Origin of the sequence: Streptomyces sp. NPDC051180 (genome assembly GCF_040689545.1) — a bacterium.
Classification (GTDB): domain Bacteria; phylum Actinomycetota; class Actinomycetes; order Streptomycetales; family Streptomycetaceae; genus Streptomyces.
In genome coordinates this window covers 179,264-200,619 of sequence record NZ_JBFBBC010000001.1, presented here as the reverse complement: position 1 = coordinate 200,619, position 21,356 = coordinate 179,264, and the positions used below count along the sequence as shown (strand labels likewise).

The window sequence follows — 21,356 nt, the reverse complement described above, 5'->3', positions numbered from 1 at the left end:
CCAGGGGGTGTCCTGTCGAGCCCGGCATGATCGGCAAGACACCTCCCGGCCCCCGGAGACGACGGCTCAGGCGGCCGGGACCAGGGGCGCGCGCGGGGAGGTGCGGAGCGGGGCCGCGAGGTCGACGAGCGCCTGCTCCAGACCGTGCAGGTGACCGAGGGCGGTCTCGGCGCCCGGGTGGTGCTGCGGGACGCCGTCGGCGGCGGCCGTGGCCTCGGCCGGGAGGGGGCGGGTCGGAGGAACGAGGGCGTGGACGGCGGCCTCGACGCGCCAGGCGGCGGCCGCGAGCCGGGCGTCGTGCGAGGCGTCCCGGTCGGCGGCGACCGCGGCGAGGCCCCTGATCTCCCGCGCGCAGTCGTCGAGCAGCGCGAGGACCCGGCGGGCCCGGGCCTTGCGGGCGCGCAGCGGGCTGAGGGGGTGCACCAGGGGGGCGAGGGAGAGCCGGACCCTGCCCAGGAGCACCTCCAGCTCGCGGGCGTGCGGTGCCGGGTCGGCGGCGGGGTCGCCGGCGAGCCGGCGGGCGGCCGCGGTGGTGCAGGTGTGCACGCAGGTCACGGCCCGCTCGATCCACGCGTTGGTGGCGGCGTGCGTCGTCACCGGCAGCAGGGCGACGCCGATCGCCGCGCCGATCGCGCCGACGGCGGTCTCCTGGAAGCGCAGGAGCAGCAGGCCCGGGTGGAGGACGCCCAGGAGCCCGTACAGGAGGCCGGCCATGACGGTCACGAACAGCATCATCCAGCTGTACGAGAGCGGGGCGGTGTAGAAGATGCCGAAGACGCAGACCGCGACGAGGAGCGCGGTCGGGGCGGGCGCGCCGCCGAGCGGGACGGCGATCAGGAACCCGGCGGCGATGCCGGTGACGGTGCCGAGGACGCGGCGGAAGCCCCGGACGAGCGTCTCCCCGCGCGAGGCGGTGTTGACGAAGATCCACCAGGCCGTGCCGACGGCCCAGTACCAGCGGTCGTGGGAGATCAGCTGACCGGCGGCGAGCGCGATGGCGCAGGCCGCGGTGGCCTGCACCGCCTGGCGGGTGGTGGCGCGGGCCAGGCCGGACCCCGGCAGTGGCGCCGGCGCGGCGGGCGGCGGGACGCGGCGCTCGATGCACCAGGCGCCGAAGCGGACGGCTCCGGCGGCGAGCAGCGCCAGGGCCACGGCCGCGTACAGCTCGGGGAGCTGCGCGGGGAGCGCGTGGAGGAACTGGGTCACGAAGAACTGCATGAAGGCGAAGATGCCGAGGGCGTGACCGCGGGGCCCCCAGCGCCGGGCGTACACACCGGCGAAGACGACGAGGAGCCAGGTGAGGTCGCGGAGCGCCGGCGCGTCGTGGAGCAGGGTCGCGAGGGCGAGCACGGGGAAGCCGACGGTCGGCAGCAGCGCGGTGGTCACGGCCTGGCGCCGCACGGTGGGGTCGGCGACCGTGAAGAGGGCCAGCAGCGCGGCCAGGCCGGCGGTGATGGAGGCGACGAGGGACAGACCGAACAGCTCGGCCAGGGCGACCGCGAGCGCGATGCCGAGGACGGCGCGAAGCGAGATCCGGAACCGGACGAGCCCCGGATCCGGGGCCATGAAGTACTTCCGCACGGCGGCCAATCCCGCCCCCCTTGATCTGTTCCTCGACGCGCGAGTCTCCCCTGGGGTGGTGGGGGCTCGGACACGACGAAGGCACCGCGGGCCGGTCCGGCCTCGTCGCCGGACGGCGCTGCGCGGCGCCGAAGATATGTGATGGCTACAAGGATAGACGAAAGGGGGTACGACGGCTCAACCGGCGGACGAAACGCTGGTCCATTGGCCCAGCCCCATGGCCGCGGGAGTGACCGGGCGGAGCCATTGGCCCACGTGGACGGGCCCTTGCCGCGACGGCGTGGCGGGCGTCACCCCCACGCGCCGCCGCCGGCCTCTCGACGCCGGGGCCGGCACCTGCCGGACGGACCGTCGCGATTCGGCCGGATCCATAGGGGCAGGATCGGCCACCCTTCTTCACTTAACGAATGACCGCCATCGTTGCCGTCCTGTTAAGTGTTTACTTCTTGACGCTCAGTGTCGGGGCCGCGTTGACTTCGGGACACCTCGGCCGCAACGTCGCGGCCTCGTCAGGGAGGCAACCCACATGAACGCAGGGACGCGTCGTGCCGTCATAGCGACGGCCGCGGTCTCGATGGCTCTCTCGCTCGCCGCCTGTGGCCAGGCCGGCGACGAGGAGAGCGGGGACAAGGGCAGCACGACGAAGATCGGCCTGCTCCTCCCGGAGAACACCACCTCACGCTACGAGGCACTCGACAAGCCGCAGTTCGAGCAGGCCGTCAAGGCCGCCTGCCCCCGATGCGAAGTCGTGTACAACAACGCCGTCGGCGACGTGGTGAAGCAGAAGCAGCAGTTCGACCAGCTGGTCGCCGCCGGCGTCAAGGTCATCGCCCTCGACCCGGTGGACGCCGGGAAGGCGGCGGGCTGGGTCGAGGGCGCGAAGGCCCAGCGCGTGAAGATCGTCGCGTACGACCGCGCGATCGCGGGCGCCGACGCCTACGTCAGCCACGACAACAGCATGGTCGGCGAGCTCCAGGGCGAGGCCCTGCTCTCCGCCCTCGGCCGGAAGGCGTCCACGGCCCGGATCGTCATGATCAACGGTGCCGAGAAGGACCCGAACGCCGGGCTCTTCAAGAAGGGCGCCCACATCTCCCTCGACGGCATGGTGGGCAAGATCGCCTACGAGGCGTCCGGCGAGTGGGACCCGAAGATCGCCGGCGAGAAGATGGCCGCCGCCGTCGCCAAACTCGGCAAGAAGAGGATCGACGCGGTCTACTCCGCCAACGACGGCATGGCCGGCGGCATCGTCACCGCGCTGGAGAACGCGGGCATCAAGGGCATCCCGGTGGGCGGCCAGGACGCCGAGCTCGCGGGCGTCCAGCGGATCATCGCCGGCACCCAGACCTTCACGATCTACAAGTCGCCGCTCGAACTGGCACCCAAGGCCGCCGAATTCGCCGTCGACCTCCTGAAGGACCTGCCGATCCGTCCCCAGACCCACACCGACGGCGTCCCGTCGATCCTCCTCGACCCCGTGGTCGTCGACCGGAGCAACATCCGGACCACGGTCGTCAAGGACGGCATCTACACGGCCGCCGAGCTCTGCACGGCGGACCTCGCCTCCGAGTGCGCGGAGCTCGGCATCAAGTAGCCCCGCCCCTGCCCGTGCCTGCGGACCTCGTCCCGTACGGCACGGGCGGCCGATCCGGTCGACTTCGGTCGCCTCCGGTGCCGTACACACCGGTGCCGTACGACTCCGGTCCGTACGACTCCGGTCCGTACGGCACCGGCCCGGTCAGCGGCGGACCGGCCGCCGGACCCCTACCGCCGCCGTCTCCACCGGTGGGGCAGCTCGTCGCCGATCATCCGGCCGGCCAGCGCGGCCCCGAAGACCACGACACCGACGGCGACGAGCCAGGTCTCGATGACCAGGAAGGCGCCGAAGGGACCGTAGGTGACGGCGCTGGACGCGATCAGGGGCGAGAAGACGAGCCGGGAGAAGATCCTCAGGCCGAGCAGTCCGAGGGCGGTGCAGACCGCTCCCGGGAGCAGGGCGAGCCACGCGACGCGGCCGCCGAGCAGCAGCCGCTGGGACCACCAGAAGAACAGCACGCCGCTGACCAGCGTGGCGACGCCGCGGGCGGGGCTGTCCCGCCCGAACGGCGAGACGGCGAACAGGTAGAGCGTCCCGATCAGCACCGCGAGCCACAGCGCGTGCCGCCACCGGGCCCACCACCGCGAAGGCTCCAGGTCCCAGACCTTCTCGTACCCGCTCTGCACCACCGTGCCGAAGGAGAGCCCGAACGCGGCGAGCAGGGCCAGACCGAACGCCGTCGTGGTCCGCCGCACCTGCCCCGGCAGCGCGAACAGCCGCTCGATCTCCGCCCTGGCCGGACCCGACACCCCGATCCCGTCCCCCAGCCACTGCGCGAACCCCTGCCCGCTGCCCGCACCCGCCGCCGACACGACGAGCAGCAACGGCACGAGCGTGAGGAACCCCAGCGCCGCGAACCCCAGTGCCCTGGGCCACAGCTCCAGGTCGTCCACCCTCGCCCAGCGATGGCCCGCCCTCAGCCGCCGCACCGCACTCCGCGCCCTGCCGAACCACGCCCCCCGCCCCGCGGTCCGCCCGGCCCTCATCGCGCCGCCGCACCCGACGGCCTCGCGACGACCGCACTCAGGACGACGGCGTTCGGGACGACGACCATGACGCGCTCCAGGGGACTGCCCGTCCCTCCACGGTAGAACCGGCCCGACAGGGCGGCACCAGGAGCGCCGAGCACCGTCAGGCCGTCAGGCCCTCAGGCCGTCGAGAGGCAGTAGTCGGTGCGGCTGGTCTCGGTCCAGGGGAGGCTGTCGGGGGTGGAGGAGTAGGCGGGGCCGCAGTCGACGAGGTTGTAGACGGAGTCGCCGATGTCGACGACGCGGAGTTCGGGGGTGGTGCCGGTGCAGGGGCGTACCGTCCAGAGCAGGTCGGCGGGGAGGACGCCCTGGGTGCCGCGGGTGGCGTCGAGGCAGTCCCCTTCGCGGACGTGCGGGCCGACGCAGAGGTTCCGGGTCCCGAGGCGTTCGCCGGGGTGGCCCTCGTTCGGACACGAGTCGTCGGCGCCGGGCACCGCCGTGACGGTGAGGCGGGCGTCCGGCTTCGAGCAGTCCGCCTCGCGCGCCTCGGCCGGGGTGAAGACCGCCGGGCCGGTACGGGTGTTGGAGAGGCAGGCCCCGACCGCGAGTCCCTGGTCGTCGTCGCCGAGACCGTCGTAGACCAGGTAGCCGCCGACGAGGACGGCCGCCGCGAGGGCGGACAGCAGCGGGATCAGGAGGCGACGGGAACGGCTTCGTGACGCGGCACGGGCCTCGGGGAGGACAGGAGGTTCGGCCGGGGTCCGCCGCGGTGGGGCCGTGCGGGTGGCGGCGTGGTGCACCGAGGCGGGCGTCCCGGGCAGCGCGGGGGCGGCGGCCCGGGACGGTGTCCCGGCGGGCGCGGCGGGCACGGGGGTCTCGGTCGGGCCAGGGGACGCGGTCGACTCGGGGGGCGCGGGGCGTTCGGGTGTGGGTGAGGTGGTGGGTGCGGGTGTGGGTGTGCGGGGGTCGCCCGGCGGACGGAGGGTTTCGGGGTGGGCCGGGGGCACGTACGCGTGGTGGGAGCGGATCAGGGACGTCCAGGACGGGGAGAGGAGTTCGCTGCCGCCGAGGGGTTCGCGTTCGAAGGCGGCGAGGACGTCGGCCGGGGTGGGGCGGAGCGCCGGGTCGAGCCGCAGGAGGGGCCGGATGAGGTCGTCCAGCTCGGGGGGCAGGCCGGTGAGCGCCACCTCGGCGCGCTGCACGCGCGCGAGGAGCAGGAAGGCGTCGGCACCGGGCGGGTAGGGAGGCCGGCCGGTCGCGAGGTGGAAGAGGGTGGCGCCCAGCGCGTACACGTCGGAGGCGGGGGTGGACGTCTCTCCGCGCGCCTGCTCGGGCGAGGTGAAGGCGATCGTGCCGAGTGTGAGGGACGTGCGGGTGAGGTCGACGGCGTGGGAGATCCCGAAGTCGATGAGGCGGGGTCCGGTGAGCGGCAGGAGGACGTTGGCCGGCTTCACGTCGCGGTGCACGATGTCCGCCCGGTGGAGGTCCACCAGCGCTTCCGCCGTCCCGGCGGCGATCCAGCGCACGGCCGCCGGCGGCAGGGCGCCGCCGGCGCGGACCAGTTCGGCGAGAGAGGGGGCGGGGACGTACTCGGTGGCCATCCAGGGTCTGGGGGCGTCGGCGTCCGCGTCGAGGACGGGCACGGTGAACATGCCGGTCACCCGGCGGGCCAAGGCGGCCTCGCGGGCGAACCGGCGGCGGTCGGACTCGGCGACCTCGCCCTCCGCGAGGAGCGTCTTGACCGCGACGAGCCGGCCGCTGACGGTGCGGCCGAGGTAGACCCGGCCCATTCCTCCCGAGCCCACCCGGCCGATCAGCCGGTACGGGCCGAGCCGCTCCGGGTCGTCCCCCTGCAACGGCCGCAGCCACGGCTCACCCGTCATGACGCTCCTGTTCCCCCTGGCCCGGAGCCCCGCTGTCCGGACGCACCGACCGTACGGGATGCGGCGCGGGCGCATCGGTACAGTCGGGAATCAGAGGTGTTCGCCCCCGTTCGCCGGATGTGGACGGTTCGAAGCGTTTCGGCCGGGCGAGCGGTGACTGAGGAGGCCCACGGGTCATGGCGGTGGACGAGCTCGACACCCGCATCCTGCGGCTGCTCATGGAGCAGCCGCGGACGAGCGTGCGCGAGTACGCGCGGATCCTGGGGGTGGCGCGGGGCACCGTGCAGGCCCGGATCGACCGGCTGGAGCGGGACGGCGTGATCACCTCCACCGGACCGGTCCTCTCCCCCGCGGCGCTCGGGCACCCGGTCCTCGCCTTCGTGCACGTCGAGGTGACCCAGGGCCGTCTCGACGAGGTCGGCGACGCGCTCGCCGGCGTCCCCGAGATCGTCGAGGCGTTCTCCATCACCGGCGGCGGTGACCTGCTGACCCGGGTGGTGGCGCGGGACGCCGGTCATCTGGAGGACGTCATCCAGCGGCTCATCCGACTGCCGGGCGTGGTCCGCACCCGGACGGAGATCGCGCTGCGCGAGCGCGTGGCGCACCGGCTGCTGCCGCTGGTGGAATCGATCGGCGGACGGTCGGGCGCACCGCAGCCCTGACCTCGGCGGCGGCGAGGGCACACGAGGCGGAGCCGGGGCGGGGCCGGCCACACGGGCGGCGGCGCGGGGTTCGCGGCACGCGAGCCGGTGCGGGAGCCGGCGCGGGAGCCGGTGCGGGGGCCGGTGCGGGGGCCGGTGCGGCGTTCGCGGGGACCGGCGCCCGTGCGGAAGGGCCTGGCCGCGGGCCGGAGGGAATTCACGGGCGCGCGGATGGCGCCCTGTGCGAGGGTACGAGCGCCCTGTCCCCCGTGATCCGGAGCGCCCGATGGCCGACCACGTGCCCGCCCGACTGGCCCCTCTCCTCGCCGAGTTCGACTTCGCCCGGCAGCGGCTCGCCGACCGGATGGCCGGCCCGGTGATGAACAGCGGGAACGGCACGGAGGTCGAGGTCGGCCCGATGACCGACGCGGAGTACCTGTGGGAGCCGGGGCCGGGGTGCTGGTCGGTGCGGCGCCGAGCTGACGGGCCGGGGCCGCGGGCCACGGTCCTGACGGGCAGGGGGGAGTTCGGCCGGGACTCGGCACCGCCGCCGCACCCCGCTCCGCCGCCGTTCACGACGATCGCGTGGCGGCTGACGCATCTGAGCGAGCTGCTCGCGCTGCGCGCGGACCACACGCACGGCAGCCGTTCGCTGACCCGTGACGACTACGCGGTCGGCGGCGACGCCGCCACCGCCGTCGCGGCCTTCGACTCGGCTGCCACCGCCTGGCGGGAGTCCCTGCTCGCCGCCGACGACACGGTCCTCGACACCGTGGGCCACAGCACCTATCCGCACGGCGGCGACTCCGAGGAGGTGTTCCTCGACGTCGTGTGGTGGGTGAACCAGGAACTCCTGCACCACGGAGCGGAGATCGCCCTGCTCCGGGACCTGTACCGGCTCGGGCACGCGGGCGCCTGACCGGCCTCGCGCGCCGGGTCAGCGGGTCGTCCGGGCGAGCAGCATCGCCACGTCGTCCTGGGCGGGAGCCGCGAGGAGCCTGCCCAGGACCTCGTCGCAGAGCGTGTCCAGCGGCCGGTTGAGCGGGCGGAGCGCGCCGGCGAGCTGGCGCATGCCCTCGTCGAGGTCGCGGTCGCGCGCTTCGATGAGTCCGTCCGTGTAGAGCACGACCAGGCCGCCCTCGGGCAGGGCGACCTCCTGGGTGCCGAAGTCGTGGGCTCCGGTGCCGAGCGGGGTGCCGGGCGGGCCGTCGAGGAAGGTGATGGTGCCGTCGGGGGTGGCCACCGCGGGTGGGGGGTGCCCGGCCCGGGCGATGACCCATTCCCGGGTGGCCGGGTCGTGGACCGCGTAGACGCAGGTCGCCATCTCGTCCTCGCCGAGGTCGGCCACGACCTCGTCGAGGGAGCTGAGCATCCGGGCCGGGGAGATGTCGTGCCGCGCCAGGGTCCTGACGGCGGTCCGGAGTTGGCCCATGACGGCCGCCGCGTGGATGCCGTGTCCCATGACGTCGCCGATGACCAGGCCCGTCCGGCCGCCGGGCAGGGCGATGACGTCGAACCAGTCGCCGCCGACGTCGTGAGCGCTGGCGGGCAGGTAGCGGCCGGTGAGTTCGAGGCCGGTGACGGCGGGGAGTTCGCTGTTGGTGAGGCTGCGCTGGAGGGTGATCGCCGCCTCCCGCTGGGTGGTGTAGAGGCGGGCGTTGTCGATGTTGAGCGCGGCGCGGGCGACGACCTCGTCGATGAGGACGCAGTCCTGTTCGTCGAAGGGCTCGCGGGTCCGCAGCCGGGTCACCGTCACCGCGCCGAGGACCTGTCCGCGGGCGACGAGGGGCACCAGCCGGGCCGAGCCGAGGCGGGTGGCGAGGTAGGTGCGGAGGGCCTCGGTGCGCGGGTCGGTGAAGAGCTCGGGGATGTCGGAGTTGTAGAGGTTGGTGGGCCGGCCGCGGAGGACGACCTGCTCGTACACCGAGTCGAGGGGGATCTGGAAGGTCTGACCCGGGGCGAGGAGCGCGGTGGGGGCGGTCGGGTCGGGGAAGCGGGCGGCGAGCCGCCGCAGGACGCCCCGGGTGGAGGCGGCCGGGTCGTCCGGTTCGAGGACGGACTCCAGCATCTGCACGTCGGCGGAGTCGGCGAGCTGCGGGACCAGGAAACGGACGGCCTCCTCGGCGGTCGTCTTCAGGTCCAGGGTGGTGCCGATCCGGGCGCCCGCCTCGGCCAGCAGGGCGAAGCGGTGCCGGGCCCGCTCGACCTCGGTGTGGGCCTCCTGGCTCTCGGTGATGTCGACGAGGGAGGCGATGAGCCCCAGCGACCGGCTGTCGGCCCGGTCGACGAGCGGTGCGTAGGAGCAGGACCAGATGTGGTCGCGGTCGGGGTCGGCCGGGGTGCGGCCCACCCGACGGGCGTCCACGACGGCGTTCCCGCTGCCGAGGACCTGGCGCATCAGCGCCTCCAGGGAGGCGGCGTTGACCCCGGGCACGACCTCGGTGAGCCGGCGGCCGACGTGTTCGGCGGCCGGGACCCCGTTCATCCGGGCGAGGGCGTCGTTCACGCGGAGGAAGCGCAGGTCCGGGCCGAGGAGCGCGAGGCCGATCGGCGACTGGGTGAAGAGGGTCTCCATCGCGGCCAGGTTCTCCCGCATGCGCAGGACCTCGGAGGTCTCGACCGCGATGAGCATGGCCCCGGGCCGGCCCGCCGGGTCGGCGGCCGGCACGATCCACATCTCCATGGCGATGGTGTGGCCGTCGCGGTGCCGGACGGGCAGGGTGCCGACCATCGTCTCGCCCGCCTGGACCCGGTCGGTGAGCCGCTCGGCGAGTTCGCGGTTGGCGTCGGGGACGAGGAGCGGGGCGGCCAGGAGGCCGAGCACGTGCTCGGGGCGGTGGCCGAGGAGGTCCTGGGCGGCGAGTGACCACTCGACGATCCGGCCGTCCGCGTCCTCCCGCCACAGGGCGATCGGCAGGAGCTCGCGGAGCACGCCGGCGTCCCCGACGGCCGCCCTGGGCGGCTGCGGAACCCTGCTCGACGTCTGGTGAGTCTCCAACGCATCGACCTACGCATCACCCAGGCCCCAGGGGGCATTCCCTACCGAATCACCCTATCCGAGACGTCGACCGGGAGCCCTGCGCAATGCGGCCGGTCGATGGAGGAGGGGTTCCGTAGTTCTACGGATGTGCGGGGCGGCTCCGGCCTGCCAGAGTCGGTCCGACCTCTGCGTACGCAGGTCCGAGCACGCCCCCGTCCGTCCCGAGCACGCCCGGAGCCCTCCCCATGAGCAGCCGCCGGCCCGACGAGTCCCGGCCCGGCGCGCGTGCGTACGGCGGGGAGCCGGAGGACCCGCACGAGCTGCTGCACCGGGCCCGCCGGCTCACGGCCGAGGGGCACCCGGCGGCGGGCAGGGCGTGGGAGCGGGCGGCGGCGGCCCTGCGGCGCGCGGGCGGCACCATCACGCCGGGGGACCACGCGGACGCCCTGGACTCGACGGCGCTGGACTGCCGGGGCGGGGCGCGGCCCGCCGCGAGCCCGCTCTACTCCCGGGCTGCCGACCTGCACGAGCGGGCCGGGCAGCGGGGCAAGGCGCTCGTCTCGCGGGCGCGGGCGGTCGTGGCCGGCCAGGATCCGGGGCCCGCGGGCCGCGCCGAGCTGGCGGAGCTGTGCGAACGCGCCGTCGCCCTGCACCGGACGGGTCGGGCCACCGTCGCCCAGACGGCGAGGGTGCTGGTGCTGCGCGCCCGGGCGTGGGCCGACCTCCTCGACGGCATGCCCGATCCGGGGGCCGAGGCGGTGGCGCTGCGCGGGGAGCTCGGCCGGCTGATCGCGTTCGCGGCGCCGCACCGGGCCGATCCCGCGGTGCTCGGTCCGCTCGCCGACGCGCGGGCGCTGCTGGGCCGGATCACCGCGCCGGACGACCCGGCCGCGGCCCTCGTCCATCTGCGGGCCGCCGTGGCGGACCAGCGGGCCGGGGGACGGCCGTGGGGGGCCGCCCGGCACGAGCTGCTGCTCGCCGGGGTGCTGCGTGCCGTCGGGGCCCACCAGGAGGCGGCCGGAGTGCTGAGGTCGGCGCTGCGCGCCGACGGCCCCGCGGCCCCGCTGCGAGCCTCCGACCGGACCCGCCTCGCTCTGGCGCTCGCGCGGACGCTCGCGGAACCGGCGTCCGTGGGGCGGGGCGGTCGCGGCATCGGGGACGAGGAGGTGTCGCTGCTGGTGGAGGCCCTGGACGGGGCGGGCGGGGCCGCCGAGGACCCGCGTCCGGCGGCGCTGGCCCGGCTGTGGCTCGGCTCCGTGTACGCGGAGCGGGGGCGCTGCCGGGAGGCCGCCGCCCTCCTCCAGGACTCCCTGTCGGCGTTCGCGGCGAGCGGCGACGAGGCGGCGCTCGTACGGGCCAGGGCCTGGCTCGCGCAGTCCGCGCTGTGTCTGGGCGAACCCGGTCGGGCGGCACGCGAGTACACGCTCGCGGCCGGACGGTGCGGGCGCTGGCGTGACCGGCGGCACGCCGCCGCGCTCGTCCATCGGGCGGCACACGCCTTCGCCGAGTCCGGGGCGCCGGAGCGCTCGGCACGCGCCTACGAGCGGGCGGCCGATCTCTGGCGCGCGGCGGGCGACCACGGTGCCGCGGCGGGCGCGCTGCGCGGCCGGGCCCGGCAGGTGTCGGCCGTCCTGGGCGAGGCCGCCGCGGAGGTGATCCTCGAAGAGGCCCGCCGCGAGGCCCGCCGCGAGGCCCGCCGCGGGAGCGGGCGGGGGGACGGGAGCCCGCTCGGAGGCGGGGACGCGCGCGGGCAGGAGACCGGGGCGATGCGTACGGGTGGGGAGGGCACCGGTCCGTGGCCGGGGCTGTCCGGGCTTCCGGAGCCGTACGGGCGGCCCGGGCGTTATCAGGTGAACGTGTACGGCGATGTGGGCGGGAGGGGCCGATGGGCCGCGGCCGCCCCGAGGACCCGAGTACAGGGGTGTGTGTGAACAGAGTGATCGACGGCCGCTTCGAGCTGACGGAGCGGCTCGGCGGGGGCGGCATGGGCACGGTCTGGCGCGCCCGCGACCTGGCCCTCCACCGCGACGTGGCGCTCAAGGAGGTGATCCCGCCCGGTCCCTCCCTCGCCGAGCACGACGCGGAGGGGGCCCGGACGCTGCGCGCCCGGGTGCTGCGCGAGGCGCGGGCCCTGGCGCGGATCGACCACCCGAACGTGGTGACGATCCATCACATCGTGGACGCGGGCGAGGGGACCTATCCGTGGCTCGTGATGGAGCTCGTCACCGGCGGCTCCCTCCAGGACCGGCTGGAGCGGGGCACGATGGCCCCGGCCGAGGCCGCCGTCCTCGGCCGTGGGCTGCTGTCGGCGCTGCGCGCGGCGCACGGGCGGGACATCGAGCACCGCGACGTGAAGCCCGCCAACGTCCTGCTGCGGCCGGACGGCCGTCCGGTGCTCACCGACTTCGGCATCGCGGCCATCCGCGAGTCCACCGTCCTCACCGCCTCGGGCTCGATCATCGGCTCGCCGGACTACATGGCGCCCGAGCGCATCCGCGGCGGGACCAGCGGTCCGGCGGCCGACCTGTGGTCCCTCGCCATGCTCCTGTACGTGGCCGTCGAGGGGCACCATCCGCTGCGCCGGGAGAACACCCTCGCGACCCTCGCGGCGGTCATCTCCGACGACGTCCCGCCTCCGCTGCGGGCCGGCCCGCTGGCCGGGATCCTCTCCCGGCTGCTGGTGCGGGATCCGGCCGCCCGGCCCGGGCCGGAGGAGCTCGACCGCGCCCTCGCGGCGGCCGCGCACGCCGATCCGTCGACACCCCCTGAGCAGGAGGCAGGGGACGCGGCACCGCCCCGCGGGCCGCGTCCCGGAGCCGCGGCGGACCCGCGGACGACGGGCGCGGACGCGGGCGCGGCGGACGCCACCTCGTTCCACCTGGCGGCCCCCGCGAAGCCGTCTTCCACGGGTCCGGCGCCGGTGGCGGCGCCGTCCGCCGTCGCTCCCGGCGGGAACCCGTTCGCCGGCGGTCCGTTCACCGCCGGTCCGTCCGCCGCGGCCACCGCGGCCTCCCCGGTGCGCGCCGACGGCGGGCGACGTCGTGGGCGCACCGGCCGGTTCCTGGGGGCGGCGGTCGTGGTCGTCCTCGCGGTGGGGATCCCCGTCGGTGCCATGACCTGGGACTGGCGGCCCGGCGAACCCGGCGGCAACCCGACCTCCGCGCCCCCGCCGAAGCAGGGCGCGGGCGGCGGAGCGGCCACGGCGGCCGCGACGCCGCCGAAGGAGCCCACGACGCCGGTCCAGCGCGACCTGCTGACCCCCGACGGGGTGCGGGCGGCCGTGGCGGCGGTGCACGCGGCTACGGGCGGCGCCAAGGTGACGGGGTTCGTGGTGTACCCGGACTACGCGGTGGCCGAGGCACTCGTCAAGGGCAGCTCGAAGCGGTACGACCGGTACGTGTACCGGGGCGAGGACGTGGCCGTCCGGCAGGGTCCGGGCGGCACCGCGTTCCCCGGCTCGGTGCCCGCGGACCTGAACGCCTTCGACTGGGACGTCCTGCCGGCGCTCCTGAAGCGCGCCGACAAGGAGTTGGGCGTCACGCAGCCGACGAGCCGCTATCTGATCGTCACGCCGGCGTCGACCCTGCTCGGCAGCGATCCCGGGCTGAGCGTCTACCTCTCCGACTCGTACGGCTCCGGCTATCTCAAGGCCGACGCGAAGGGCCGGGTGATCGCCACCTACCCGCGCGCGAACTGACCGCCGCCCGTTCCGGACCGCACCACCAGCGAGGCGAGTCCGGCACGGGTCTCCACGCCCGTCTTGCGGTAGACGCGGGCGACGTGGCTCTCGACCGTGCGGGGGCTGAGGCAGAGCCGGTCGGCCACCGCCTGGTTGGTGAGCCCCTCGGCCACCAGGACGGATATCTCCCGCTCGCGCGGGGTGAGGTCGGCGAGCCCGCCGGCGGCGGGCGGGTCCGGGCGGGTCCGGTCGGCGAGGTCGACCAGCATGCGGGCCCCGCTCTGGGCGGCCAGGCGGCGGCCCCGTCGCCACGCCGCCGCGGCCTGGCGCGCGTCGCCCGCGGCCCGCAGCTGAGGGGCGGCGAGGAGCAGGCTGTGGGCCTCGCGGACGACGGCGCCCGAGCGTGCGCTCTCGCGCGCGGCCTCGGTGAACGCCTCCGCCGCCGCCGCGGGTTCGCCCTTCTCCGACAGCACCCGGCCCCGGGCGCGCGTCGCCGCGCTCCGCTGGACGGGCAGGTCCAGGGAGTCCGCCTCGGACCGGGCGCGCCGGGCGGCCCGCTCGGCCTCCGCGAGGTCACCGGCGGCGAGCGCGGCCCCGGAGAGGAGTTCGAGATAGCCGGGGCGCAGGGAGGACTGGAGCCGGGACAGGTCCCGGTCGCCCCCGGCCCGCGTCAGCACCTCCCGGACCCGGTGCGGGTCCTGGGCGAGCGGGACGCTGTAGCCGAGCAGGCAGCGGGCCTGGGTGGCCCACCAGCCCTCGGCGGTCCCCACGGTGGCCGCGGCCTCCTCGGCGGCGGCCAGCGGCTCGGGGTCGCCGAGGGGGCGGGCGTGCAGGAGGAGGGTGGCGCGGATCGCCCGGCTGAAGCCGAGGAGTTCGGCGCCGCCGAGGGAGCGGGCGACGGAGACCGACTCGTCGGCCAGGTCGAGCGCGGTGCCGATCCTGCCGGTCATGAAGTGGACGTACGCCGAGCAGAGCAGGAGCTGGGAGAGCGCGAAGGGCCGGCCGGTGCGGCGGGCCATCGCGACCCCGCGGGTGGCGTGTCGCTCGGCCGCCGCGTACTGCTCCAGGAAGACCTCGCACCAGCCGAGGCGCACGAGCGACTCGGCGTGGCCGGCGAGGCGGCCGTCGGTGAAGGAGTCGGTGAGGGCCGCGGCCCGGGCCGCGTGGACGCGGGCGGCGGAGGTCTCGCCCTCGTACATCTCACCGAGCGCGGCCAGCGTCAGGACTTCGGCCGTGCCCGGCTCGTCGCCGCGGCGGACGGCGTCGTCGAGGGCGTCGGCAACCACGGGGCGCACTTCGGGGTACCGGGCGGCGAAGAGGGCGCGGCAGCCCCATTCCACGACGAGCCAGGTCCGCAGGTCGGACCGGGGCCCCGGGTTCCGCTCCAGTTCGCGGCGGAGCAGGGCGTCCGCCTCGGGATAGCGGCCGAGGTGGCGCTCCATGAAGGCGCAGAGCAGCACGGCGGAGGTGCGTGCCTCGGGGGTGGCGGCGGTGTCGTCGTCGCGGCCGGCGTCGATGAGCCGGTGGAGGAGGTCCCGGCTCTCGGCGACGCGTCCCGCGCAGCCCAGGGCGCGGGCCCGTCGCAGCTGCAGGTCCGTGCGGGTGGTCCGGTGATCGGGGGTGTCGGGGAGGAGCGCGAGGACGGCGGCGAGCCAGTCGGCGGCGCGGGCCGGGTCGGCGACTGCGACCCGCTCGGCGGCCTCGACGAGGTCGGCGCCGGTGGCCGGGTCCCAGGTCGTCGCGGCGCGCACGAGGTGCGGGGCGCGCGCGGTGACGGGCGCTCCCGCCGCGGCGAGGGCGTCGGCGGCGCGCCGGTGCAGCTCCCTGCGCCGCCAGGGGTCGAGGGCGCCTTGGACGAGCTCCGGCAGGGCGGGGTGGCGCAGCCGGAGACGGTGTCCGTCGTCGTCGTGCCGGACGAGGTCGCGACGGGCCAGCGCGCGCAGGGCCGCGGCCGCCGTGTCCCGGCCGTCGAAGCCCCCCGGATGCCGGTGGCCGGAGCCCGTGGCAACCGGGCCGTCGGAGCCTCCCGTGTCCCGGTCGCCGGAATCCGCCGGGTCCCCGCCGTCGGCGCCCGCGGCGCGCCGGTCGCGGGGACCCGCCGTGCGGCGATCGTCGGGATCGGTGGCGTGCCGGGGGCCGGGGCCGGTCGGGGCGACGGCCGCGACGAGGTCGGCCGTGGCCCGCTCCCCCAGGACGGCGATCGCGTCGACGACGGCGCGCTCGGCCGCGCCGAGGGGGGTGAGTTCGTCGAGGACCACGGCCACCGGCCCCCGGCCGGCCGCTTCGTCCCGGCGTGTCCGGGCAGCCGCGAGGGCTCGGTAGTAGAGGGGGAAGCCGAGGCTGTCGAGGTGGAGCTCCCGGGCCGTCCCGGGCGGCAGGCCGGGGGCGAGTCCCGCCGCGCACTCCCGCGCGTCCAGCGGTCCGACGGCCAGCGGGGAGGCGGTTCCGTCGTCGGCCGCGCGGGCCAGGACCGACGCGAGGCCGGGCGGGGTCTGACGCTCCCGGCGGGCCACCACGAGGAGGACGGGGGCCCGGCGGGGGTGGCGGAGGAGGTGGTCGAGGAGCTCGACGGACGCCGGGTCGGCGTCGTGGAAGTCGTCGAGGACGACGAGGAGCCCGGGATCCGGGACCCGGCCCAGCGCCGTCGCGATCCGGCGTACGCGGGCGGTACGGGCCGCTCCCGGTCCGGCCGCTCCCGATCCGACTGTTCCCGATCCGGCCGCTCCCGATCCGGCCGCCGGGAGGCCGGCTTGCACTCGATGACCGGCTTCCGTCCGACGGCCGGCCTCCACTCGGTGACCGGCCTCCATCCGATGGCCCGCCCGGGCCGAGGGGTCGGCCGCCGGCCCCTCCACGAGTTCCGCGAGGGCCGCGAGGACCGGCGCCGCGGCGCGGTCCCGGTGGTCGAGGTCGGCGAAGGCGTCGGCGAGGACGTGGAAGGGGACGGCGGGGCGGGCGCCGCCCGCCGCTCCCGGACGGCCGTGCAGGACGGGTGTCCCTCGGCCGCGCACACGGGCCGCGAACTCGGTGAGCAGCCGGGTCTTGCCGATGCCGGGGTCGCCGGTGACGTCCACGACCACGGGGCCCGTCCCCCCGGACCGGCTCCGCAGGGCCGCGTCGAGCCGGTCGAGCTCCCCGTCCCGCCCGACGAGGGGCGCGCGGTCGACGCACCCCGGGTCCGCGAAAGTGTCCACGTACAGTCCCCCTCGTACGGTCGTGCGTCGCGCCGTGTGCCGTCTGTGTCTTCCCCGGTCCCAGTTGTACGGCACGGCACCGACAGCGGGGCCGTCGGTCTGCCGTGCGGGCCCAGGGCGGTGGGAGGGGCCGGCCGCGAGGGGACACGGCACGGCGGGACGGCCGCCGTCAGGGGTGCATGCGCGCGCCCTTGAGGACCTTGTCGACCGCGTTGCGCGGCCCGTACACGGCGAGACCGACGAGGTCGAGGTGGTCCGTCCGCACGGCCCGCACCGCCGCCCGGTTGTCCCGGTCGTTCCCGGTGGCGAAGAGGTCGGAGGTGAAGACGGCCCGGGGCAGCGCGCGGGAGAGCGCCCTTCCGTGGGCCGCGGTCAGGACCTCCTTGGTGCCCTCGAAGACCAGGACGGGCTGACGGAACATCGGCAGGTACGGGATGTCGTCGGCGTCGGCGTACGGTTCGCCGATCACCTCGGGCAGCCGTCCGCCGAGGCCGCTCACGAGGAACGCGGTGACGTTGAGCCGCTGCCAGGTCTCCAGGTCCTCGCGGAGCAGGACGGCGATCTTGGTGTCGAAGCGGACGGGCGCGGTGTCGGTGGTGTTCATGCCCTCGAGACTGCCGACCGTCCCGCCTCGCGGTCTTGTACATTCTTTGCATGCCTGCCAGGCAAGAGATCTCGGCGTGGCGGCCGCGGGTACCGGGGGTCGTGGAGGTCTTCCACGCGCACTTCACCGAGCACGCGTACCCGATGCACGTCCACGACGTGTGGACGCTGCTGATCGTCGACGACGGCGCCGTCCGCTACGACCTGAACCGCCGCGAGCGCGGCACTCCGCACGACACGGTGTCGCTGCTCCCGCCGCAGGTCCCGCACAACGGCTCCCCCGCCACGTCCCACGGCTTCCGCAAACGAGTCCTGTACCTGGACCTGACACAGCTGGACGAGACCTTCATCGGTCCGGCGGTGGACGGGCCGGATCTGGTCGACCCGCTGCTGCGCCGCCGCGTCGGGCAGCTGCACACGGCGCTCGCGGATCCGGGCGGCGAGCTGGAGGCGCAGAGCCGGCTCGCGCTCGTCGGCGAACGGCTGCGCGGCCACCTGCGGCCGGGGATCGCGGCCGGGGCGCGCCCCGCGGCGGATCCCGGCGTCGCGCACGGGCTGCGGGAGCTGCTCGACGAACGGCTGCCGCAGGGACTGTCCCTGGACGAGGCGTCGGGGCTGCTGCACGCCCATCCCGCCCACCTGGTACGGGCGTTCAGCGGCGCCTTCGGCATCGCACCCCACCAGTACCTGACGGCCCGCCGGGTCGACCGCGCCCGCCGGCTGCTGCTCGACGGGCAGGCCCCGGGCGACGTCGCCGCCGCGACCGGCTTCTACGACCAGTCGCACCTCGGCCGCGCCTTCCGGAAGATCGTGGGGACCACGCCCGGACGCTTCGCCCGGCAGCGACGGGGCTGACCGGAAGCGACGCCGGACCGGCGGCGCTCCGCGACGACGACATGGCCGAAACACGGGGCGCACGGCCGGAACAACCGCGTGATCAAGGGGGTTGTGCCTGTCGTCACTCTCCACCTCCTGACGGGCGCCTTCAACCTGCTCGCCGGAATCCAGCCGGAACAGAAGGAAGCACCATGAAGATCGGCATCATCGGAGCCGGCAACATCGGCGGCAACCTCACCCGCCGCCTCACCGCACTCGGCCACGACGTCTCCGTGGCCAACTCCCGCGGCCCCGAGACCCTCGGCGCGCTCGCCGAGGAGACGGGCGCCACCCCGGTCGTCGTCACCGAGGCCGCCCGCGGCGCCGAGGTCGTCGTCGTGACCGTGCCGCTCAAGAACGTCCCCGACCTGCCGTCCGGGCTGTTCGCCGGTGCCGCCGAGGGGTTCGTCGTCATCGACACCGGCAACTACTACCCGCGGGAGCGCGACGGCCGCATCGACGCCATCGAGGACGAGGGGCTCACGGAGAGCCGCTGGACCGAGCGCCAGATCGGCCACCCGGTGGTCAAGGCGTTCAACGGGACCTACGCGCAGGACATCCTGGACCGGCCGCGCCCGGCGGGCGACCCCGACCGGCTCGCGCTTCCGGTCGCCGGCGACGACGCGGCGGCGAAGGAGCGGGTGCGCAGCCTCATCGACGAACTCGGCTTCGACACCGTGGACGCGGGCGGGATCGACGACTCGTGGCGTCAGCAGCCGGACACCCCGGTCTACGGGCTCCGCGAGGGCGTGGACTCCGTGACCAAGGCGCTCGCCGATGCCTCGCCCGAGCGCCCGGCGGGCTTCAGGGGCTGATGTCCCGTCACCGGGAGGTCCGGCGGACGACGTCCGTCCGGGCCGCCCCGGAGCGGAGGGGCGGGGTCAGCGTGCCCCGGCCGCCGTGAAGGTGACGGCGGAGGCGGACACGGTGACCTCCGCGTCGCTCCCGAGCGCGTAGGCGGCGACACGGGAGACGGTCGCGGCCGGGACCAGCTCGCTGACCCCGGGAACCGCCGGGCAGTCCTGGGTGGCGTGCGCGTCGTGCGGCACGACCACGCGGTAGCCGCGCTCCAGGGCCGTACGGGCGGTGGCCTGGACGCACATCTCCGACATGACGCCGCAGACGGCGACCGCCCGCACCCCCGCGTCGGCGAGGACGCCGCCGAGTGACGTCCCGTGGAAGCCGTCGTCGCGCGGCTTGCGGATCACCACCTCCGACGGGCCCGGCTCGACGGGGTGGTGGAGCTCCCAGCCCGGCGTGTGGGGTTCGTCCTCGGATCCGGGTGGGCCGTCGTTCTGCAGGTGGACGACGAGTGCCCCCTCCTGCCGGGCCCGGGAGATCAGGTCCTTCGTCCGGTCGACGAGCCGGGCGGCGGCGGGCACGGCCCCCTCCCCGGTGACGAACGCCGACTGCACGTCCACGACGATCAGGGCGTCCACGGGCTGCGCGAGCTGGGTCATCCCGCCATCCTGTCCGCCACCGGCCGCCGGCGCCACGGAGTTACCGCCGGCCGGGCCGAAATGCCCGCGCACGCCCCGGAGTCGGCGGGTTAGCCTGACCCGCCGACGAGAAGCACGAACGGGGTGGGACATGACGGACACGGACACGTCCGAGTGGTGGGAGCTGCTGCCGGCCGGGATCCGCGACGAGGTCGACGGCTTCGTCCTCCAGGACGCCCGGATGCGGGCGGTCCTCGCCGTCCTGGAGGTGACGCGCGCCCGTGGTCTGGGCCTGCACGACGCCGAACGCCTCGTCCACGGCCGCTACCTCCACCACGGCGACCGGGTCGCCCGCACCCCCGACAGCCCGCTCGACCAGGAGTCCCTGGTGGCCCGGGCCGCCGGCTGTCCCGGTCGGGTCGTCGCCATCGAGGCGGTGTGGGACGGCGACACCGTGCACGACTGGTTCGTGAACCTCCTCGCGCTCACCGACGATCCCGTCGGCGAGCGCGCGCTGGCGACCGTCTACCGCGGTACGGCGGAGCGGTACCTGGAAGCCGAGCGGACCGACGCCGCACGCGGGGCCGGAACCGAGGCCGCGACCACGTCCGAGGTCAGGCGCCGACAGCGCGGCGGCGGGGCGGTCCGGGGCCGCCGCCATCCGTCGGCGGCCGTGGCCGAGCAGGTGGGGGGAGCGCTGGCCGCCGCGCTCTCCGTGCCGTTCCACTTCGCGAGTCCGGACGACCCCGACGACACGGCTCCGCGCCTGCGGTCCTGACGCGGCCGGCGCGGCACGGCGTCGGCCTCCCCCGGCCGCCCCGCACGGCCCTGAAGGCAGGGCCTGGCGGCAGCGCCCGTACCCGTCACCGGCCGGCAGCACTCCGGCGCGCGGCCCGGGACAGGAGCAGGTGCCCGGAGACACCGGTCGTGAGCAGGCCGAGCACCAGGGCCACCAGGGAGACACCGGGGCCCGAGGCCCAGTCGACGGAGCCGGCGTGCACGGCGAGCACGAGACCGGACGCGAGGGCGACCGCCGGGACGGCGCGGAGCGCGGGACGCGTGCGGCCGAGGTCGTCCTCCGCCAGGGAGGCGAGCACCCCCACGCCCAGGGACAGCGCCCAGACGCCCAGGCCCTGTGCGTCGGCGCGGTTCACGGTCCAGGGGACCAGGGGCCCCCAGAAGGCCGGGAAGGCCAGGAGCCCGGCCCCGATGCCGAGCCAGCCCGAACCGAGCACGGCGAGCGGGGGCTTGGACCAGCCGGGCAGCGGGGCGACCGGACGAGGACGCGGTGCGTCGCCCGCGCCCGGTCCGGCCTGCGTGATCCCGGTCTCGCCCCCGGCCGCGGGCCCGCCCGGACGCCCGGGCCGGACCGGTCGGCGGTACTGGGCTACGAGGCATCCCACGGCCGCGAGGGCGAGGGCGCCCAGGGTGGCGACCCAGCCGAGGCTGAACAGGGCGAGGAAGATCGGGCCGCCGCGGAACGCCTGGAGGCTGCCCGCGTTGAGCAGGCTCACCGCGAACAGGCCGACGAGGACCGTCACGAGCGGCAGGGTGAGGCTCCGCACCTCCTCCCAGAGGCGGGCCCGGCCGACCGTGAACAGGGCGGGCGCCACTCCCAGCATGGCCGCGCCGACGAGTCCGGGGCTCAGCGCCTCCGGGGACACCCAGGCCCCCGCCCGGTAGCCGAGGAGGCTCGTCCCGGCCAGGAGCCCGCCGACGGCGAGGCTGATCCCGCCGACGGCGCCGCTCAGGAGCACGACGGCGGGCGACAGCTCACGTCCGGCCCACGCTCCACCGGCCTCAGGTGTCGTCCGCGGCACATCGGCGCTCTTCTCCGCACCGGCGCTCTCCTCCGCGCCCTCGGTCCCCACCACGCCTCCGGTCGCCTCCCCCGCGCCGGATCCCTGGCTCGTCCGAT

16 protein-coding genes are annotated in these 21,356 nt (G+C 75.9%); 8 read left to right on the top strand and 8 right to left on the bottom strand.

The window, feature by feature from the left end:
• Window positions 1–66: 66 nt before the first annotated feature.
• Complete coding sequence (locus AB0424_RS00955) at window positions 67–1,566, bottom strand: FUSC family protein (RefSeq protein ID WP_366301837.1); 1,500 nt, start codon at window positions 1,564–1,566, stop codon at window positions 67–69.
• Between the two features lie 541 nt (window positions 1,567–2,107).
• On the opposite strand from AB0424_RS00955, the gene AB0424_RS00950 reads away from it, so the two are divergent.
• Window positions 2,108–3,172 (top strand): substrate-binding domain-containing protein, encoded by a 1,065-nt coding sequence (locus AB0424_RS00950; protein WP_366301156.1) that lies wholly within the window; start codon window positions 2,108–2,110, stop codon window positions 3,170–3,172.
• Window positions 3,173–3,342: 170 nt separating this feature from the next.
• Here AB0424_RS00950 and AB0424_RS00945 read toward each other — a convergent pair whose 3' ends face one another.
• Window positions 3,343–4,161, bottom strand: a complete 819-nt coding sequence (locus tag AB0424_RS00945; protein ID WP_366301154.1) for a ribonuclease BN — start codon at window positions 4,159–4,161, stop codon at window positions 3,343–3,345.
• A 161-nt stretch (window positions 4,162–4,322) separates the two neighbouring features.
• The gene (locus tag AB0424_RS00940; RefSeq protein WP_366301153.1) at window positions 4,323–6,026 is read right to left on the bottom strand and encodes a protein kinase; all 1,704 of its coding nucleotides are present in this window, start codon (window positions 6,024–6,026) and stop codon (window positions 4,323–4,325) included.
• 176 nt (window positions 6,027–6,202) lie between these two features.
• Between AB0424_RS00940 and AB0424_RS00935 the strand changes: the two genes are divergently transcribed.
• Together AB0424_RS00935 and AB0424_RS00930 are read left to right on the top strand one after the other, a co-directional pair.
• Window positions 6,203–6,688, top strand: a complete 486-nt coding sequence (locus AB0424_RS00935; protein ID WP_366301151.1) for an Lrp/AsnC family transcriptional regulator — start codon at window positions 6,203–6,205, stop codon at window positions 6,686–6,688.
• Window positions 6,689–6,953: 265 nt separating this feature from the next.
• The gene (locus AB0424_RS00930) at window positions 6,954–7,586 is read left to right on the top strand and encodes a DinB family protein (RefSeq protein WP_366301149.1); all 633 of its coding nucleotides are present in this window, start codon (window positions 6,954–6,956) and stop codon (window positions 7,584–7,586) included.
• 18 nt (window positions 7,587–7,604) lie between these two features.
• Here the strand turns inward: AB0424_RS00930 and AB0424_RS00925 are convergent, their stop codons facing one another.
• Window positions 7,605–9,599 (bottom strand): SpoIIE family protein phosphatase, encoded by a 1,995-nt coding sequence (locus AB0424_RS00925; protein WP_366301148.1) that lies wholly within the window; start codon window positions 9,597–9,599, stop codon window positions 7,605–7,607.
• Between the two features lie 293 nt (window positions 9,600–9,892).
• On the opposite strand from AB0424_RS00925, the gene AB0424_RS00920 reads away from it, so the two are divergent.
• Window positions 9,893–11,578, top strand: coding sequence for a hypothetical protein (locus AB0424_RS00920; RefSeq protein WP_366301146.1), 1,686 nt, complete (start codon window positions 9,893–9,895; stop codon window positions 11,576–11,578).
• Complete coding sequence (locus tag AB0424_RS00915) at window positions 11,533–13,344, top strand: serine/threonine-protein kinase (protein ID WP_366301145.1); 1,812 nt, start codon at window positions 11,533–11,535, stop codon at window positions 13,342–13,344. The genes AB0424_RS00920 and AB0424_RS00915 overlap by 46 nt, the downstream gene beginning before the upstream one ends.
• Here AB0424_RS00915 and AB0424_RS00910 read toward each other — a convergent pair.
• Both AB0424_RS00910 and AB0424_RS00905 read right to left on the bottom strand, forming a co-directional pair.
• Entirely contained in the window at window positions 13,326–16,520 is a 3,195-nt protein-coding gene (locus tag AB0424_RS00910; protein WP_366301144.1) for a LuxR family transcriptional regulator, read from the bottom strand. The genes AB0424_RS00915 and AB0424_RS00910 overlap by 19 nt on opposite strands.
• Window positions 16,521–16,689: 169 nt before the next feature.
• Window positions 16,690–17,124 carry a DUF2000 domain-containing protein gene (locus tag AB0424_RS00905; protein ID WP_366301142.1) on the bottom strand — a complete coding sequence of 145 codons (435 nt, stop codon included), beginning with the start codon at window positions 17,122–17,124 and terminating at the stop codon, window positions 16,690–16,692.
• A gap of 50 nt (window positions 17,125–17,174) precedes the next feature.
• On the opposite strand from AB0424_RS00905, the gene AB0424_RS00900 reads away from it, so the two are divergent.
• Both AB0424_RS00900 and AB0424_RS00895 read left to right on the top strand, forming a co-directional pair.
• On the top strand, window positions 17,175–17,978 hold the full coding sequence (locus AB0424_RS00900; protein WP_366301139.1) for an AraC family transcriptional regulator: 804 nt from the start codon (window positions 17,175–17,177) through the stop codon (window positions 17,976–17,978).
• Between the two features lie 173 nt (window positions 17,979–18,151).
• Complete coding sequence (locus AB0424_RS00895) at window positions 18,152–18,814, top strand: NAD(P)-binding domain-containing protein (RefSeq protein ID WP_366301137.1); 663 nt, start codon at window positions 18,152–18,154, stop codon at window positions 18,812–18,814.
• 66 nt (window positions 18,815–18,880) lie between these two features.
• Here AB0424_RS00895 and AB0424_RS00890 read toward each other — a convergent pair whose 3' ends face one another.
• Window positions 18,881–19,459 carry an isochorismatase family protein gene (locus tag AB0424_RS00890; protein WP_366301134.1) on the bottom strand — a complete coding sequence of 193 codons (579 nt, stop codon included), beginning with the start codon at window positions 19,457–19,459 and terminating at the stop codon, window positions 18,881–18,883.
• 130 nt (window positions 19,460–19,589) lie between these two features.
• Between AB0424_RS00890 and AB0424_RS00885 the strand changes: the two genes are divergently transcribed.
• Window positions 19,590–20,216: a hypothetical protein gene (locus AB0424_RS00885; protein ID WP_366301133.1), complete on the top strand. Its 627-nt coding sequence runs from the start codon at window positions 19,590–19,592 to the stop codon at window positions 20,214–20,216.
• 85 nt (window positions 20,217–20,301) lie between these two features.
• On the opposite strand, the gene AB0424_RS00880 is transcribed toward AB0424_RS00885, so the two are convergent.
• Window positions 20,302–21,312, bottom strand: coding sequence for a hypothetical protein (locus AB0424_RS00880; protein WP_366301132.1), 1,011 nt, complete (start codon window positions 21,310–21,312; stop codon window positions 20,302–20,304).
• Window positions 21,313–21,356: the final 44 nt, after the last annotated feature.